Origin of the sequence: Bacillus sp. MHSD_36 (genome assembly GCF_030757775.1) — a bacterium.
Taxonomy (GTDB): domain Bacteria; phylum Bacillota; class Bacilli; order Bacillales; family Bacillaceae_G; genus Bacillus_A.
On the sequence record NZ_JAVBIS010000002.1, the window covers coordinates 145,161 to 162,452 of the forward strand.

17 protein-coding genes are annotated in these 17,292 nt (G+C 36.0%); 3 read left to right on the top strand and 14 right to left on the bottom strand.

Annotation, left to right across the window (positions count from 1 at the left end; genetic code table 11):
* Positions 1-387 precede the first annotated feature (387 nt).
* Complete coding sequence (locus Q9B79_RS08710; RefSeq protein ID WP_000616011.1) at positions 388-777, top strand: DUF7147 family protein; 390 nt, start codon at positions 388-390, stop codon at positions 775-777.
* Positions 778-831: 54 nt separating this feature from the next.
* Here the strand turns inward: Q9B79_RS08710 and Q9B79_RS08715 are convergent, their stop codons facing one another.
* The 6 genes from Q9B79_RS08715 to Q9B79_RS08740 all read right to left on the bottom strand — a co-directional run bounded on the left by Q9B79_RS08715 (position 832) and on the right by Q9B79_RS08740 (position 4,372).
* A complete protein-coding gene (locus Q9B79_RS08715; RefSeq protein ID WP_002080814.1) occupies positions 832-1,098 on the bottom strand; it encodes a YlbG family protein in 267 nt (88 codons plus the stop codon).
* Between the two features lie 126 nt (positions 1,099-1,224).
* Complete coding sequence (locus Q9B79_RS08720) at positions 1,225-1,674, bottom strand: YlbF/YmcA family competence regulator (RefSeq protein WP_166701979.1); 450 nt, start codon at positions 1,672-1,674, stop codon at positions 1,225-1,227.
* Between the two features lie 115 nt (positions 1,675-1,789).
* Positions 1,790-2,362, bottom strand: coding sequence for a histidine phosphatase family protein (locus Q9B79_RS08725; protein ID WP_306184791.1), 573 nt, complete (start codon positions 2,360-2,362; stop codon positions 1,790-1,792).
* Positions 2,363-2,444: 82 nt separating this feature from the next.
* Complete coding sequence (locus tag Q9B79_RS08730) at positions 2,445-2,690, bottom strand: YlbE-like family protein (RefSeq protein ID WP_001200991.1); 246 nt, start codon at positions 2,688-2,690, stop codon at positions 2,445-2,447.
* An 11-nt stretch (positions 2,691-2,701) separates the two neighbouring features.
* On the bottom strand, positions 2,702-3,151 hold the full coding sequence (gene ylbD, locus Q9B79_RS08735) for a YlbD family protein (RefSeq protein ID WP_306183479.1): 450 nt from the start codon (positions 3,149-3,151) through the stop codon (positions 2,702-2,704).
* A 186-nt stretch (positions 3,152-3,337) separates the two neighbouring features.
* Complete coding sequence (locus Q9B79_RS08740) at positions 3,338-4,372, bottom strand: CAP domain-containing protein (protein ID WP_306183481.1); 1,035 nt, start codon at positions 4,370-4,372, stop codon at positions 3,338-3,340.
* A 205-nt stretch (positions 4,373-4,577) separates the two neighbouring features.
* Here Q9B79_RS08740 and Q9B79_RS08745 point away from each other — a divergent pair, with 205 nt between their 5' ends.
* Positions 4,578-4,943 carry a YugN family protein gene (locus Q9B79_RS08745; protein WP_306183483.1) on the top strand — a complete coding sequence of 122 codons (366 nt, stop codon included), beginning with the start codon at positions 4,578-4,580 and terminating at the stop codon, positions 4,941-4,943.
* A gap of 45 nt (positions 4,944-4,988) precedes the next feature.
* Here the strand turns inward: Q9B79_RS08745 and Q9B79_RS08750 are convergent, their stop codons facing one another.
* The 7 genes from Q9B79_RS08750 to ctaB all read right to left on the bottom strand — a co-directional run bounded on the left by Q9B79_RS08750 (position 4,989) and on the right by ctaB (position 12,128).
* Complete coding sequence (locus tag Q9B79_RS08750; protein ID WP_306183485.1) at positions 4,989-5,987, bottom strand: formamidase; 999 nt, start codon at positions 5,985-5,987, stop codon at positions 4,989-4,991.
* A gap of 228 nt (positions 5,988-6,215) precedes the next feature.
* Positions 6,216-7,121, bottom strand: coding sequence for a cytochrome c oxidase assembly factor CtaG (ctaG, locus tag Q9B79_RS08755; protein ID WP_306183487.1), 906 nt, complete (start codon positions 7,119-7,121; stop codon positions 6,216-6,218).
* An 85-nt stretch (positions 7,122-7,206) separates the two neighbouring features.
* Complete coding sequence (gene ctaF / locus Q9B79_RS08760) at positions 7,207-7,539, bottom strand: cytochrome c oxidase subunit IVB (protein WP_263701383.1); 333 nt, start codon at positions 7,537-7,539, stop codon at positions 7,207-7,209.
* Between the two features lie 3 nt (positions 7,540-7,542).
* Positions 7,543-8,166, bottom strand: coding sequence for a cytochrome c oxidase subunit III (gene ctaE, locus Q9B79_RS08765; protein WP_000557861.1), 624 nt, complete (start codon positions 8,164-8,166; stop codon positions 7,543-7,545).
* On the bottom strand, positions 8,166-10,001 hold the full coding sequence (ctaD, locus tag Q9B79_RS08770) for a cytochrome c oxidase subunit I (protein ID WP_306184793.1): 1,836 nt from the start codon (positions 9,999-10,001) through the stop codon (positions 8,166-8,168). Before ctaD ends, ctaE begins: the two co-directional genes overlap by 1 nt.
* A 60-nt stretch (positions 10,002-10,061) precedes the next feature.
* Positions 10,062-11,111, bottom strand: coding sequence for a cytochrome c oxidase subunit II (coxB, locus tag Q9B79_RS08775; RefSeq protein WP_048530648.1), 1,050 nt, complete (start codon positions 11,109-11,111; stop codon positions 10,062-10,064).
* 93 nt (positions 11,112-11,204) lie between these two features.
* The gene (ctaB, locus tag Q9B79_RS08780; RefSeq protein ID WP_001015058.1) at positions 11,205-12,128 is read right to left on the bottom strand and encodes a protoheme IX farnesyltransferase; all 924 of its coding nucleotides are present in this window, start codon (positions 12,126-12,128) and stop codon (positions 11,205-11,207) included.
* A 497-nt stretch (positions 12,129-12,625) separates the two neighbouring features.
* On the opposite strand from ctaB, the gene ctaA reads away from it, so the two are divergent.
* Positions 12,626-13,561, top strand: coding sequence for a heme A synthase (ctaA, locus tag Q9B79_RS08785; RefSeq protein ID WP_306183493.1), 936 nt, complete (start codon positions 12,626-12,628; stop codon positions 13,559-13,561).
* Between the two features lie 89 nt (positions 13,562-13,650).
* Here the strand turns inward: ctaA and pyc are convergent, their stop codons facing one another.
* Positions 13,651-17,097: a pyruvate carboxylase gene (gene pyc, locus Q9B79_RS08790; protein ID WP_306183495.1), complete on the bottom strand. Its 3,447-nt coding sequence runs from the start codon at positions 17,095-17,097 to the stop codon at positions 13,651-13,653.
* Between the last annotated feature and the right edge of the window lie 195 nt (positions 17,098-17,292).

Below are 17,292 nucleotides of genomic sequence, written 5' to 3' on the forward strand. Positions count from 1 at the left end.
TTAGCTTAAAATAACCGCTCTGTATTTTTATGTATTCATCTCACCATTCGCTAACACGAACTATTCGTTTCACTTTACCTTTTTTATCCTATCATAAAATAAAAAAAAGAAAAATAAAAAGCCCAACATAAAATTTAATTTCATAATGTATATCTTCATTTAGATTGGACATAAATAATTATAACAACATCACCTTCGATGTTGTTGCCAACCGCGGAGAAGACTTACGTTTCCCCATAAGTTCTTCCTCCGGTTTCTCCTCTCCCTTTGCCTTCTTACTAGTACATGCTAGTATAAGAAGGGCCCTGCTTTGCAGGGTTTTTTTTCGTTGTCTACTTTTCATTTAAAAAGTGAGATGGTACAGTAAAAGAAAGAGGAGGAAAAAATATGATTCAACGCTTTATAGAACTCGGAGAAGGCTACTCTGATTTATATGAATTACTTGAAATTGCCAAAGCAAATCAAGAACGTATAACACATATGTTACAATTTGAAACGATTAAAAACGAAAAAAAAGTATGCTCGCTTGTTGTAATATTAAAACCAACTACTACTGGTGATTTCCAACCATTATACATATGTCGTGAAGGAATTCCTGTACTTGAAAATAAAAAAAGTAAACGCGTCATCTTATTTGAAGAAACAGCAGAACAACTTGGAAAAAAGGTAACTACTTTTACGGTAAAACCATCCACAACTTTCCCAGAAAAAGAACTATTTTTCAATCATTTAATTGGTATTTTACGGATGAATAATTTCATTCCTCCAATGAAATAAAGTGTTATTTTCAAGTGAAAAATCCCCCGCTAAAATTAGCAGGGGATTTTTCTATTAACTATAATCGTATTCTTTTGCCCGATCAGGACGTGAATTTTCAAATTCCGTTTTTAAATACGGGCGGTACGACTGTTCTATCTTTTTCACAAAAGGAAGTTTATTCAACTTTTGCATCATATGCTCAATTTGTTCCATATCACAATATACTACTGCATATTTTAAACGTTTTGATATGTAATGTATGTTACCATATTTTCTTAAAATCTTGGCATGTTTCAATGAATGTAAATAAACAATCATACTTTGTCGTTGCCCGAACATAATCTTCTCCATCTTCTCCTTTTAAAAACATATATTTTATATTTCATGAAAACCAATCAGAAATTTATGACATTACAGGACAAACTCTGTATACGTTTTCTTCTATCTTCTAAAAAACGGGGTGATTTACCCCGTTTTACAGCCGCAACCTCCGCCGGTACCACAACCGCCACCACAGCCACCAGCATCGAAAAATGGATTTCCTGTTGGAACTTTGATGGAAGAGGACACCTCAGAACCGATTGCTACACTAACTTCATCTAACAACTTTTGTAAAGCCGTTTCTACTCGTTTAAAAGCTGCAATCTTATCATGTAAGTCTACAGAACGCTTTAACTCCCTCATTTTCGTCGAAACGAAAGTATAGTCAGGATGGTATTTACCGAAACGTTGTACTTCCTCATATCGTTCTTTCATCGCTGTAAATTGCTGAATCAACGTCTGAACTTCCATATCTTCATGCAATTCTTTATAACACTTACGATAATCTTCTGCTATATCTGAACAGATAATCGCTTTTGCAAGCTGCTCTGCCTTATCTAATATTAATACGCTTTCCAGCGTCGCTACAATCATGAGTGACACCTCCGAGTATTCATCATACCACATTTAGAATAGAACTACTAATTGAAGTGTCTCACTAAACGGAAAGATATCATTCTAACTATTTTTATATAATGTCCACACAAATTTATACATTAATATGTTCTGCAATATTATATTTAAGAACATCCCATTTCCCACTATTTTCGTTCACATAGCTAATACATGCATTTTTTAATGGTGTCTTAAATGATATATCTTCCGGAGCAATTGCATGTAAAATTGCTTTTATCGCATGTGAATGGGCTACAATAATAATACGTTTGCCAGAATGAGTTTCTGCAACATCTTTTATAGCAGCAAAACAACGAGCTACAATCTCTTCATCTTGTTCCATACCTTCTACTTCCCCTGCTGCAATTAATTCCCTAACAGTCGCAACCGGCTTCCCAGAAGCTTCACCAAAATTACGTTCAACAAATCGCTCATCTAATAAAATTGATTGTAATCCAATTGCCCCTGCAATTTCTTTAGCTGTTTCTTGTGCTCTAATTAATGGGCTACTTATAATTACATCCCATGCCTCCGCTTGCAAAGCAGCTGCACTTTGACTCGCTTGCTTCTTCCCCACTTCATTCAGCGGAATATCTTCACGTCCCTGAATAATCTCTTGAAAATTCCAATCAGTTTGTCCATGTCGTACTAAACAAATTTCCGTCATGCTCATGCTGCAACTCCTTTTTAAATAATCCGCTTCTATTGTATCAAAAGTTCTGCATGACGGACATAGTTTTCCCTTCCAATTATGTTGTATTTTGCTGCTTCATATACTGAAACATATCAATCATAATAGAAGCAACTGCCAATTGATTTTGGAATTTCTCTACTTTATCTGGTATCGTTTTTTTGAAATGTTGCATAGCCGCTAACTCAAACGCCTCTTTTTCTTCAGGGTTTCGCGTTAGTTTTCTATACCAGTACGGTTGCTCCCTAATATAGCGAGATAAATCCTCATCAGCCTTTATAAATTCCATAATTTCTGCTCTCATCCGCTTTCCCCCTAATCCTTCTGAAAGAAAAATGGATTATTTTCGGAAGTACTCTCTTCTTGCTGCGTGCGTTTTCCTTGAAATTGTTGAAAAACTTGTTGCACACTACCAATAGCACTCGTCACATTGGCTAAATGATGTTGCATTTGTTCCACATCTAGCTTCTTAAAGAAAGAAAGCATTTGTCCCATTACATCAGCAGTTTTCTCTTCTTCAGTTCGAGTATCTTTTTCTTTTCCTTTTTCTGTTTTCTTTTCTTTTACCGAAGAAAAAGCAGGTGCTCCATCCGGTCTAAAAGTTGCCCATATCGGATCTTCTTCACCAAGTAAGTACCATTCTTCATAAAACTGTTGCCAAGTTTTATGACCACTTCTAACTTCATGAACCATTTTAGGGTGATGGTTTACAAACTCTTTAAACTGTTGAACCGATGGATGTAACGGCCCTTTTGTTGTCGGCATAATCCTCACCTCTCCATGTATATCTACTATATAATAAGAAAAAAAAGGCGCATGGTTCGCCTATTTTTAGACGATTCATGCACCTTTTTCCCCTACTATTTGCATCGGTTCATATTCCTATCTATGATTCATTGGAGATGAAGTAAATATCTAGGAAGTGTTCCATCCACAGCTTACAGATTCACTTTATTTCCGAATAAAATTTTGTGTATAAAACTTATCGTATACGCCAACACCTAATCCTGTAAATTGTTCATTCAATAAATTCTTTCGATGTCCTTCACTATTTAACCAACCTTGCAACGCCGCAATTCCATCACTATGTTGCGCCGCTATATTCTCACCAGCAAGTTGAAATCCTACTTTCCCACGCTGCAAACGATCTCCTAGCGTACCTAATGTAGGTGAATCGTGTGAAAAGTAATTATTATCCTTCATATCTTTACTATGACCGATAGCCACATCTGCCGTTTGTTGATCCCATGTTAACAATGGCAACTCATGACGACTTCGAATAATATTTGTTAAATCAAAAATTTGTTGCATATTCCCATTCTCTATTTGTTTCATTTTATCTGGAGTCAATGGTTGTTCTGCTAGTAATTCACCTGAATAAACAAGCTGATAAGGCCTCTGGCGTAACAACGTTTCGTCATCCATATAACGAACGCCAACCAGCTCATGTGTAAAATGATCAAAATATAATTGTGCCCAGCCATCTTCTACAGGTATTAATGGTTGTTCCATCACTTCGGTATCAGATAACTCAAATTGATAACTATTCTTCCCTCTTTTTAACGAAATCTCATGAGAGAGTGGATTCTTTTTATACACATCTTCATACTTTTCATTTATATAATAAGGTGGCACCTTAACCTCTTCACCAGCAACATACGCCGTTACAACTTTACGTTCAGCAACCCCAAATTGAACATACTGAGCTAAATTTTGATTATATACCCACCATTCATACCCGTAAGCAGATGGCTCTATTCGAGAAGGTTCTCCCCATTTTGCTAATAAATTTTCAGAGTCCCCGCCAATCATATTTAAAACAGTATCGGAAGAGTCTTCATTTACTTGCTTTTTCTTTTTCACAGTTTTATTTTCTTGCTTTGATTGAGATGGGGTTAATATATATTGTGAAACGAGTAATTTCCCGTATAAATCAACAGCTAAAATTAAAAATGTAATCATTACGATACGCAATAATTTCTTCAATCGATATACCTCCTGCACAAAACATAAAATTGAGATATACACAAATCCTTTTCTTTCCTTTTTGTGTGTACCGTACTCTTTTCACTATATCATATTTTCGCAAAAAAAGTCTGGATTATCCCTTTTCTCTCAATATGAATTGCACTTTCTTATTTTTCATACTATTATAAAAATAATGATGTAACATTAAAAAAGGAGGTATTATATGCAATTTACAAATACAAAATTTAATGGGGCAGTCGTTGATTTAACACTATTAACAGAGATTATGGAGAAAAACCATTTTGTACTTGCTGGACAGTGGGATTATGAACGAGTTACATACGATTATAAATTCGAAATATTAAACGATGTTTATTATTTACGCGTGCAAGGTTTAGCTATTGCAGGTGACATTGGTAGTAGACATGCTGAAATAAAACTACTTCCTCCCTTATTAGGTAAACATTATTATCCTCACGGCGTTGAATATGGTGAGGGTGAAACTTTCCCAACAAATGTACTTCAAAAAAGCGAACAACTCCTACAAAATGTCGAAAAAGAGTTAAAAGAATTCCAAATCATTGAGTAAATAAAACAAGCGCATCATATTGATGCGCTTGTTTTATTTACCTACTTACGAATGAATTGTCTTTTTGACTGGATACCCATAAATAGTTCCATCCTTTACTTTAATTTCATCTTCCCATGGAACCTTATATTTACCTTCAGCTAAATCTTTTACAAACGTATACGGGTTTTCTTTCACCCCACCAGGAGTCGCTACATATCCCCTTGAACCTAAATTATATATATTATTTTCGAGACCCCATCCTAATCTAGCTTGATCTGCTAGCTCTGGATATACTTCGGCAGTAACAATCTCCCAAGGATTTCGGTGTCCCTGCACTAAAGTAGTCCCATCAAAATTACATACTTGTCCTTCACCAAAGTAATAAAATACACCATCATAACCGGCTAAATTCACTGACAATGTATACATTAAGTTTTGCCATGCATTCGAACGATTAGTTAACATCCATTGTTCACTAACTTGCGTACTATATCCAGAAATACGAATCAAGACATTTGCACCTTTATAAGCTGCTTCACGAGCTACTTCAGGAAACATACCATCATGACAAATACAAACAGCTAATTTACTTCCTCCAGGTCCATCACAAACAGGTAAGCCTAAATCTCCAGCTTTCCAAGGTTCGACTGGCACCCAAGGATTTAACTTACGATACTTCAAAATCATTTCCCCTTGTGGATCAATAATTATTGCTGTATTATACGGTTCTCCACCATCAGGGTTTCTTTCCATTATAGAAAAAACACCATATACCTTAGACTCTTTACATGCCTCAGCAAACAAGTCTGTTTCTGGTCCAGGGACTGTACATAAAAACTCTTCTGTAGTCCATTTTTTTGTATTAAGCCCTTGCGTACTATATTCTGGAAATACTATCAATTCCAATCCAGGATACCCTGCTTTAGTTGAATGAATTGTTTTTATGATCTGTTTAATTTGTTTATCAATGTCTGCACGTGACTCTACTACCGGTACTGGATATTGTATTAACGCTGTTAAAAAACCACTAATTGGCTTTACCATACTTCCACTACTACCCATTTAAATTCCCCCTTAAAATAGTCCTTGTTTATTAAAGATAACAATATAAATTTGCAACTCTCTAAAAAACTTGTACTATACATGGAATTATTACGTATTAAAGCTAGTAGTAAATCTAATATCCACTTTTAGTACATGCCTACACTAACTTAACACGAATAATCGGAAAATTCAATTTATTCAAGCTTGCTAACACTAAAAAAAGTGTATGGAAACCCATACACTTTTTTACTTAGTCTGTAAATACGGTGGTAATTGTTGCAACTGATCTTTATCTTTTTCACGCTCTCTACGTGCCCACCTAAAAAATACATAGCCGATAATCGTACCGTACACTATTTCCTGGACAATTTTCATAATGATTCCACCTGTTTGTTGATCTTGTACGACCGGCATCCAGTGTAAAAATTCTGGTCCAGTTATGTTTAAATCAGATAAAGTTCCCGCTGGTACACATAGTTCCATCGCCTTCATCCAAGCAGCCGGATCCGTATACGTTGCAAATAATGGTGCTGTCGCGAAAATGATTAACGCGCAAGCTGGCGTTAACAATATACCGTTAGCAAACATATATCCAAGTTTCTTTATATCACTTAACGTTTGATATTCTGGTAATGGATTTAGCATCGGCCACCACATCATGATTGCCGTAAAGAACAATATAGCGAGACAAATAGGATGAGCAATTTGACTTTGTTTTACTGTATCAAAAACAACTGGTAAATGATAAAAAGAAAACAGGCCATTAAATACAAACAATGCAATAAGTGGCTTTGCAAATATCTTCAATATAATTTGAACGAACTTAAAAGAAGTAATATAACGATATAACCAAACTGGTATACCAAGCAATAATAACGGTGGAACAGCAATATACATGACTGCCATTTCAAACATATGTGCACTAAATATAATATGACCAATTAAATCAATAGGCCCTCCCTTTACAAAATACAAAAGAACAATCCCGGTCGTAAAATAAAAAACTTGCTTCTTACTTACCTTTGTCGCATGTTCAAATCGCATTCTATATGGACCAATAATTAAAAAGTACCCGATAAGGATCGAAAGCATAAATAGTAAAAAGATTGGACTCCATAGAGCTTGAAAACCAAATATCCACAAGTTACTCATTGCCACACCTACCTTCTTAAGGTTATCCTTTCACATAACATGAAGAGGGAGCTGTGACGACACAAGCTCCCTTATTCTTCACTTTTCAAATCCACACAATTGTCATAAAAGCTAAAATTGTAATTAACCCGATCAACAGGCCAGAATAAAGAAAGAAACTTGCCGCTTCATGTCCTTTATGACTCATATGCATAAAATAATACAATTGAAAAATTACTTGTACCACCGCTAATAGTAAAATAAATGGTACTGAGAAAATCGGACTAAAAGTTTTCGGATATGCTACTGCTGCAAATGCAACTAATGTTAAAAAAATCATTAATGCAAATGTAATAACTTGATGCTTCATTTCCTCCGCACTTTTTCTCTTCCGATAAACAAGATCAACTTTAGGATTATTCGTTTGCTTAATCGCCATTGTTTATCCCACCATTCCCATCAAATATACTACAGTGAAAATAAACACCCAAACTACGTCAATAAAGTGCCAATAAATCGATGCAACATAAAACTTCGGTGCGTTGTATAAATTTAGACCTCTCTTCGCATTTCTAAAGATTAATGTTAAAATCCAACATAACCCAAACAATACGTGGAGTCCATGTGTACCAACAAGAGCATAAAACGCGGAACCAAATGCACTACTTCTCATAGTATGCTTAAATTCATGCGTATAATGATAAAACTCATATATCTCAAATCCTAAAAAACCTAAACCTAACAGCACTGTTACTAGTAGCCAAAGTTGCATTTTTTTAAAGTTAAAGTTTTTCATATGATACATCGCATAAACACTCGTTAAACTACTTGTTAATAAAAGCATCGTCATAATGAAAACGAGTGGCATTTGGAACATCTCTTGAGATGTTGGTCCACCATTTGTAGAATTTTTTAACGCCAAATATGTGCCAAATAAGGAAGCGAACAATACTGTTTCGCCTCCAAGAAATAACCAAAAACCGACAAACTTATTTTTCCCCTCAAGGGTTGCTTTTTCAGGCTCTGCTGGAAATGTTTCATTTGTTAATTTTTCATCTACATGCATTATGCCTTGCCCCCCTTATCATCTAAATCTTCCTTATGAATATGGTATCCATGATCATCAATTACTGAACGTAGGAACATTGTGCCAAATGTAATGATTAAACCGATAATTGCTACTAATAACCAAAACTTATCTTTTCCACCCTGCATATACATTGCACCGAATGCCGCTATAAACAATCCTAAAGAAATGATGAATGGTGAAAATGATGGATTTGGCATATGAATATCACCAACTGGTTCCGCCGCTGTCACCTCTTTATTCCCTTCACGTTTTTCAATCCAAAACGGATCTAATCCGCGAACAAATGGTAATTGTTTAAAGTTATATTCTGGTGTAGGTGCTGGCATTGTCCATTCTAATGTACGTGCATCCCATGGATCACGACCAGCCTTTTCTTTTGAAACTGTCGTTTTAATTACATTGAATAAAAGAACAATCGTTCCAAGAGCCATAAATACCGCCCCAATAGAACTAATCATATTCCCCATTTCCAACCCTTGGCCTTCAAGATATGTGTAGTAACGACGTGGCATACCAATTAACCCAAGGAAATGCTGTATGAAGAACGTTAAATGGAAACCGATAAAGAATAACCAAAATGTTATCTTTCCTAACGTTTCATTCAATACTTTATTAAACATCAGTGGCCAATAATAATGAGCTCCTGCAAGTAAACCAAATACAACACCGCCGACGATTACATAATGAAAGTGAGCTACTACGAAATAGTTATCATGAAATTGATAATCCGCTGGTGCAGATGCTAGCATAACACCTGTAACTCCCCCCATTACGAATGATGGAATGAAAGCTACCGCCCACATCATCGGCGTCGTAAAACGAATACTTCCTCCCCACATTGTAAAGAGCCAATTGAATATTTTAATACCAGTCGGTACTGCAATCGCCATTGTTGCAACTGAGAAAATAGCATTCGCAACTGGACCAAGCCCAACAGTAAACATATGATGCGCCCATACCATAAACCCTAAGAATCCAATTAATACTGTCGCGAACACCATCGACGAATAACCAAATAATCGTTTTTTCGAAAATGTCGCGAAGATTTCTGAGAATATTCCGAAAGCTGGGAGTATAAGAATGTATACTTCTGGATGACCGAAAATCCAGAATAAATGCTCCCATATAATCGTATTCCCGCCCAATGCTGGATTAAAGAAACTTGTTCCAAATAAACGATCTAACATTAAAAGTCCTAATCCTACAGTTAACGGCGGAAAAGCAAATAATATTAGCGAAGATGTTACAAATGTCGTCCATGTAAACATCGGCATACGCATATACGTCATTCCTGGCGCACGCATATTAATAATGGTTACAAGGAAGTTAATACCTCCAATTAACGTACCAATACCGGAGATTTGCAAGCCTAGTACATAAAAATCAACACCATGGCCTTTAGAAGCTAACGCTAAAGATGCATAAGATGTCCATCCTGCATCAGGTGCTCCACCTAAAAACCAACTTAAATTTAAAAATACTCCACCAAAGAAAAATAACCAAAATCCAAGTGAATTCAAAAACGGGAACGCTACATCACGTGCACCAATTTGAAGTGGTACAGCGGCGTTCATAAATGCAAACACGAGTGGCATAGCTGCGAGGAAAATCATTGTTGTACCGTGCATCGTTAATACTTGATTATAAGCATCCCCAACAAGAAAAGCATTGTTAGGAATCGCTAATTGAAGGCGAATAAATAGAGCTTCTATTCCGCCTATTACAAAAAACAATCCACCTGCAATTAAATAGAGAATGGCAATCTTTTTATGGTCTACTGTCGTTAAATAATCCCATATGACAGCACCCATCCCCTGTTTTTTTGCTACAGAACTCACGTTTTCAACCTCCCCTTCGCGAATAATCCCTCTTTACTTTTCAACTTTTAACGTTTGTAAGTATGCATTTAATGCATCAATTTGATCATCCGTTAAGTTGCCATATTTACCAGTCATTTTATTTCCTGGTTTCATATTTTCAGGATCTTTCAACCATTTTTTTAAGTTTTCTTCATTGTTTTCGGCAATGCCGGCAACTGTATCGCGATCCGCAAAGTTTGCTAAGTTTGGTGCGATACGAGCGGAAGGTGGTCTACTATCATTAGATCCAACTGCGTGACAACCAATACAGCTTTTATTAAATATTTCTTGGCCTTCTTGCGCCTTCGTTGAAGCTACTTCTTTCTTCCCATCAATTTTCTTCATATCAGCAAGCCACTGTTTGTACTCGCTTTCATCTAAAGCTTTCACTTTGAATTGCATTAAAGAATGTGATGGGCCGCAAAATTCTGTACAAAAACCATTATAAGTGCCCGATTTATCTGCCTTTAACCACATTTTGTTCACATTATCTGTATTTGTATCCATTTTACCAGCTAAAGATGGAACCCAAAACGAATGTTTAATATCGGCACCCTTCAAATTCAAATACACTTTCTTACCTGTGGGGATGACTAAATCTTGAGAAGTTACTATCTTTTCTGATTTATAAGAAAATTCCCACCAATAAAGATTCGCTGTTACATCAACAACGATAGTATCTTTATCAATATTCTTTTTCTCCATCGCACTTACATCAGCAAGTTTGAATGTATATGTAACCGTCGGAACAGCTAAGATTAACAAAAGAATAATCGGAATAACTGTCCATATAATTTCTAGTTTGTGATTCCCTTCAACTTGCTCCGGAATATAATCTTCCTGACCTTTCTTTTGTCGGAAACGCACAATTACATATAAGAAAATAATAGTAACTACTAATACTACTCCTACCATGATTGCACTTGCTAGTAAGAGCAGATCATATTGCATTTTTGCTACTTCTCCTTGCGGAATTAAAGTAGATTGAAAGGCTTTACCGCATCCCCCTAACAGTAAAGCCAGCAGTGAAACGAACGAAAGCAGTCGCCACTGTTTCTTCATACAAACAACCCCCACTTTCCTTGTGAATTAGATTGTACTTTATAGTTAAGTAAAGTAAATCTCAACGTAAAGAAATCCAATTATGTCGTTGTCTTAGAAGAATGTAACTACAATCATTGATACAAATAAGATTGTTAAATAATTTAGGGAATAAACAAACATTTGCACAGACCATTTGATGTCATCTTTCTTACGGAAGCCATAAAATCCTAAAACGATCCATCCGATGTTAAGCAATGTTGCAATTACCATAAATGTTATCCCTAGTCCACTCATATAAAATGGTAGTGGTAATAAACATACTGTCCAAATCATAATTTGGCGTTTCGTAATTTCAAATCCATGAACTACAGGAAGCATTGGAATGCCTGCATTTCGATATTCATCAACACGTTTCATTGCTAATGCAAGGAAATGTGGGATTTGCCAAATAAACATAATCAAAAATAGCATCCAAGCAATTGGATGGCCTAAGGATGGATCGATTGCTGCCCATCCAATTAAAGGTGGAACTGCACCAGAGATACTACCTACAACAGTATTTAGTGTATACTTTCTCTTTGTCCATAAACTATATAGAACAACATATGTGAAAGCACCAATAAACCCCATTAACACTGCCATTGGTGTTGTTAATAATAAAAATACAAATCCAAGAAGTAATATAACTAATCCAAATGTAAGTGCAAATCCTGGTTTATACTTTCCAGTAACCGTTGGACGGGTCTTTGTTCTTTCCATTAATGGATCGATGTCTCGATCAATATAGTTGTTTAAACAACATACCCCTGCCATAACTAATCCAGAACCAACGATTGTAAAAAATAACTTATCCAGATTGTCCATCACACTTAATCCATTAAAGTGTAATGCCAACCAAAATCCTGTAAATACAGTAAGTGTATTTGAGTTTACAATCCCCATTTTAACGAGTGCTTTTAAATCTTGTAACCGAGTTGTTTCCGGTACACTTGTAACAGCAGACTCATCATGCAGCTCACTTGTTGCATGGTTCATCACTTTAACCCCCTCTTAAAACTTTCATCTTTCTTTTTGCGCCTATTTCGAATGAAATATTTCGCTTCTATATAGCAATATTATTACAGTAGAAACATTGTTAACCCATTCTACTACTAATCTACGCCCATACTCCAATATATTAAATCATATTTCCCGAACATTTTGTGAAGAAAACATGAACTTTTTGTGTCGAATATAAAAAACTTAATTGTTACTTATCCATATCATAACATGATGTTACCTTCTATAATAAACTTTTTTGTCATATTTAACACGTATTCCCCCCATTTCTTTTCAAAATAGCCTATTTTTCACCTAAAAATTCCCTTATATATTCTATTTCCACACCCATTTTCTCTCCCCTGTCTTCCCCCGCCATTTCTTTGCTATTTTATTATTTTTTATATATCATAGGAACTAGCGCGTTTTATTCTATACATAATGGAATGAAAATATTTCGCAATAACTTCATAGCAGAAAGATGGTGAACGAGATTGCAACGCTTTATTAAATGGTTAGCAGTCATTACAAGCCTTGATTTATTAATAGTTTTATTAGGAGGCGCTTTAGTTACAAAAACAGGTTCTGGCCAAGGGTGCGGTAAATCATGGCCACTTTGTAACGGTGAATTTGTTCCATCTAATTTATCAATGGAAACTATTATTGAACTGAGTCATCGCCTTACATCAGGATCCGCAGGAATTCTTGTCACTCTCCTTTGTATTTTGTCCTGGAAATATTATAAACATGTGCGCGAAACAAAAACGTTAGCAATTTTATCCTTCGTATTTTTAGTTGCACAAGCATTAATGGGGGCTGCAGCAGTTGTTTGGGGACAAATGCCAGCTGTACTTGCTATCCATTTCGGTATTTCCTTAATTTCATTTGCTTCTGTCATTTTATTAACGTGTCTTATCTTTGAAATTGACAAAAAGTTTGATGCACGTTCACTTATTATGGACAAAAAAATGAAATTTCATATTTATGGTGTAACAATTTACAGTTATATTGTCGTCTACACAGGAGCTTTAGTACGTCACGAACGAGCTAGCTTAGCCTGTCCAGACTTCCCTTTATGTAGTAAAAACAGACCTATGCCAACTCAACTCCATGAATGGGTTCAAATGGGACATAGAGTTGCAGCAATGTTAATTTTCGCTTGGATACTATACGCGATGATTCTCGCTATACGCCATTACAAGCAGCAGCCTGTCGTATACTGGGGATGGATCATTTCATTTATCCTTGTCACACTTCAAGCTATCGTAGGAATTTTAGTCGTATTTACAAATGCTAGTTTAGCAATGGCATTATTACATTCACTATTCATTTCTTGCTTGTTTGCTGTACTATGCTACTTAGTTATGTTAGGAACAAGAAGTAAAGTGAATGCAAGAGAAGCTGCATCAACTTCTAAACAAACAAAATAAAGTTAAATGAAAATACCTTGCCGCATCAGCAAGGTATTTTTTTGTAATATAGAAAAAGAGCTGTGATTATACACAGCTCTTTTTTGATTTTAGTGATCTAATTCAATGAGTAAGTCACCCGTCTGAATTGCATCTCCATCGTTAACATATACTTTTTTCACTTTACCATTGAACGGCGCTTGAACTGTCGTTTCCATTTTCATCGCTTCTGTAATTGCCATAGAATCGCCTTTTTTCACTTCATCGCCTTCTTTTACAACTACTTTAATAACCGTTCCTGGCATTGTTGCGCTAATATGATTTGGATTTTCACGGTTTCCTTTCACACGTTGTGCAACTGTTGCTTTCACACTTTCGTCTTTCACAACAATCTCACGTGGTTGACCGTTAAACTCCAAGTAAAGAACACGATTTCCATCTGGCTGAGGCTCTCCAATTGATACAAGTTTAACCATCAACGTTTTACCTTGTTCAATTTCCACATCAATTTCTTCACCAAGTCTCATACCATAGAAGAATGTCGGTGTATCAAGCACAGATACATTTCCATAAATCTCAGCAACTTTTTCGTAATCCATAAACACTTTTGGATATAATGCATATGCAACGACATCAAAAATCGTCACTTCACGTCCAAGTTTATGGAATAGCTCCTCTTTTAATGCTTCGAAATCTACTGGCTCTAATAATTCACCTGGTCTTACTGTTAACGGTTCTTTCCCTTTTAAAATAATTTCTTGTAACTTTTTCGGGAAACCACCATATGGTTGTCCTAAATCTCCTGAGAACATTTCAATAACAGATCCTGGGAAGTCCATAGAATGCCCACGTTCTAAAACATCTTGTTCTGTTAAGTGATTTTGAACCATAAATAATGCCATATCACCGACGACTTTTGAGGATGGTGTTACTTTAACAATATCACCAAACATGTCATTCACACGACGGTACATTACTTTTACTTCATCGAAACGATCTCCTAAACCAACCGCTTTCGCTTGTTGTTGTAAATTACTATACTGTCCGCCTGGCATTTCGTGCATATATACCTCTGTATGAGGAGCATTCATACCACTTTCAAACGGTGCATAGTATTTACGTACATCTTCCCAGTAATGAGATAGTTTTTCTAGTGAATCTATATTAACGTCTGGCTGTCTTTCGTTTCCACCTAACGCATAGTATAGCGTGTTCGCACTTGGTTGTGATGTTTGGCCAGCCATAGAACTTACTGCTACATCGACAATATCAACACCAGCTTCAATCGCTTTCGTATACGTTAAAATACCATTTCCACTCGTATCGTGTGTGTGTAGGTGAATCGGAATCGATACCGTCTCTTTCAATGCCGAGACTAAATCATATGCTGCGTTTGGTTTTAGTAAGCCTGCCATATCTTTAATACCTAAAATGTGAGCTCCTGATGCTTCTAACTCTTTTGCTAAGTTTTTATAGTAAGTTAAATCATATTTACTACGTAATGGATCATGAATATCTCCTGTGTAGCACATAGTTGCTTCTGCAATTTTACCAGTATCTCGTACAGCATCAATTGCAACTCTCATACCTTCTACCCAGTTTAAGCTATCAAAAATACGGAACACATCAATTCCAGCTTGAGCAGAACATTCCACAAACTTTTGAATTAAATTATCCGGATAGTTTTTGTAACCCACTGCGTTTGAAGAACGAAGTAACATTTGGAATAAAACGTTTGGCATTTTTTCACGAAGATCTAGCAATCGTTCCCATGGATCTTCTTTTAAGAAGCGATATGCAACATCAAACGTTGCACCGCCCCACATTTCCGCTGAGAATAAGTTCGGTAACATTCTCGCTGTCGGCTCTGCAATTTGATGTAAATCTTTTGTACGAATACGCGTCGCAAGTAATGACTGGTGCGCATCACGGAATGTTGTATCTGTTAAAAGTACACGTTTTTGATCTTGTACCCATTTTACTAATCCATCTGCTCCACGCTCATCCAAAATTTGTTTCGTACCATTTTGGACTGGCTCTGAATGTAATACATTTGGTATACGAGCATCCGGGAAAATTGGTTTCTCTTTTTTCCCTACTCCTGGGAAGCCATTTACTGTTACTGTCCCAATGTAATTTAACATTTTCGTTCCGCGGTCTTTACGTTTCGGGAACAAGAATAGTTCAGGTGACGCATCAATAAATGAAGTATCATATTCCCCTGATAAGAAGTTTTTATGTTTTACTACATTCTCTAGGAATGGAATATTTGTTTTAATACCACGAATACGGAATTCTTTTAAGTTACGTTCCATTTTTGCAGCAGCTTGTTCAAAAGTAAGCGCCCATGTTGTAACTTTTACAAGTAAAGAATCATAGTACGGTGTAATAACAGCACCTTGGAAACTATTACCTGTATCAAGACGAACTCCAAAGCCCCCACCTGATCGGTATGCCATAATTTTCCCTGTATCCGGCATGAAATTATTTAGTGGATCCTCAGTCGTTACACGAGATTGTATTGCAAATCCATGTACAACAACTTCCTCTTGCTTCGGAACACCTACTATTTTGCTATGTAATGCATGTCCATCAGCTATTAAAATTTGTGATTGAACGATGTCTACTCCTGTAATCATTTCTGTAATCGTATGTTCTACTTGAACACGTGGATTCACTTCAATGAAATAGAAATTATCATCTTTAACAAGGAATTCAACTGTTCCTGCATTTAAATAGTTTACATTTTTCGTTAACTTCACAGCAGCATCACAAATACGTTGACGCAAATCATCTGAAAGCGACACACTAGGTGCAATTTCTACTACTTTTTGGTGACGACGTTGTACAGAACAGTCTCGCTCGTATAAATGAACAACATTGCCCTCTTCATCTGCTAAAATTTGAACTTCTATATGTTTAGGTTTTTCAACGAATTTCTCTACGTATACTTCATCATTACCAAAGGCTGCTTTTGCTTCTGACTTCGCACGATTATACGATTCTCTTAATTCTTCACTATTTCGTACAATACGCATACCACGACCGCCACCGCCAAGGGAAGCTTTAATAATAATCGGGTAATCATACTTTTCAGCAAATTCTTTGACTTCTTCTAACGAATCTACTGGCCCATCACTACCAGGAATAACTGGAATTTGTGCTAGCTGCGCTTGTGTTCTTGCTTTCACTTTATCTCCAAACATATCTAAATGCTTACTTTTTGGACCGATAAAGATAATTCCTTCTTCTTCACAACGTTTTGCGAATTGAATATTTTCTGACAAGAAACCATATCCAGGGTGGATTGCATCTACATGATTACTTTTCGCAATCTCAATAATGCCCTCAATATCTAGATAAGCATCAATTGGCTTTTTCCCTTCCCCAACTAAATAGGATTCATCGGCTTTATAACGATGATAAGAACCACTATCCTCTTTAGAATAGATTGCAACTGTTTTTAATCCAAGTTCCGAACAAGCTCGAAACACACGAATTGCAATCTCTCCACGGTTAGCTACCAATACTTTTTGAATACGTTGCAGCTTTGTCATGATCTTCCCCCTCTACTTTCCTACCACTCTAGAGATAAAATATATACACACCATAAAGAGCGTGAAGTTCTTCACTTTCTATATTATATTATTCTTAGAAAGCTTCACTTTATTTTTATCCATCATACCTTATTTTTTAACAAATGATAAGTTTTCTGATTAATTTGTTTCACAAAAATAGTATAGCATACCTCT

Coding starts and splice junctions, on each gene's coding strand:
- ctaG (WP_306183487.1), bottom strand. CDS start 7,121: ATGAGTAACTTGTGGATATTTGGTTTTCAAGCTCTATGGAGTCCAATC.
- Q9B79_RS08730 (WP_001200991.1), bottom strand. CDS start 2,690: ATGAGAGCAGAAATTATGGAATTTATAAAGGCTGATGAGGATTTATCT.
- ctaD (WP_306184793.1), bottom strand. CDS start 10,001: ATGGGTGCTGTCATATGGGATTATTTAACGACAGTAGACCATAAAAAG.
- Q9B79_RS08725 (WP_306184791.1), bottom strand. CDS start 2,362: ATGACGGAAATTTGTTTAGTACGACATGGACAAACTGATTGGAATTTT.
- ylbD (WP_306183479.1), bottom strand. CDS start 3,151: ATGCCGACAACAAAAGGGCCGTTACATCCATCGGTTCAACAGTTTAAA.
- Q9B79_RS08750 (WP_306183485.1), bottom strand. CDS start 5,987: ATGGGTAGTAGTGGAAGTATGGTAAAGCCAATTAGTGGTTTTTTAACA.
- Q9B79_RS08710 (WP_000616011.1), top strand. CDS start 388: ATGATTCAACGCTTTATAGAACTCGGAGAAGGCTACTCTGATTTATAT.
- ctaB (WP_001015058.1), bottom strand. CDS start 12,128: ATGAACCATGCAACAAGTGAGCTGCATGATGAGTCTGCTGTTACAAGT.
- coxB (WP_048530648.1), bottom strand. CDS start 11,111: ATGAAGAAACAGTGGCGACTGCTTTCGTTCGTTTCACTGCTGGCTTTA.
- ctaF (WP_263701383.1), bottom strand. CDS start 7,539: ATGGCGATTAAGCAAACGAATAATCCTAAAGTTGATCTTGTTTATCGG.
- Q9B79_RS08745 (WP_306183483.1), top strand. CDS start 4,578: ATGCAATTTACAAATACAAAATTTAATGGGGCAGTCGTTGATTTAACA.
- pyc (WP_306183495.1), bottom strand. CDS start 17,097: ATGACAAAGCTGCAACGTATTCAAAAAGTATTGGTAGCTAACCGTGGA.
- ctaE (WP_000557861.1), bottom strand. CDS start 8,166: ATGCATGTAGATGAAAAATTAACAAATGAAACATTTCCAGCAGAGCCT.
- Q9B79_RS08715 (WP_002080814.1), bottom strand. CDS start 1,098: ATGTTCGGGCAACGACAAAGTATGATTGTTTATTTACATTCATTGAAA.
- Q9B79_RS08720 (WP_166701979.1), bottom strand. CDS start 1,674: ATGATTGTAGCGACGCTGGAAAGCGTATTAATATTAGATAAGGCAGAG.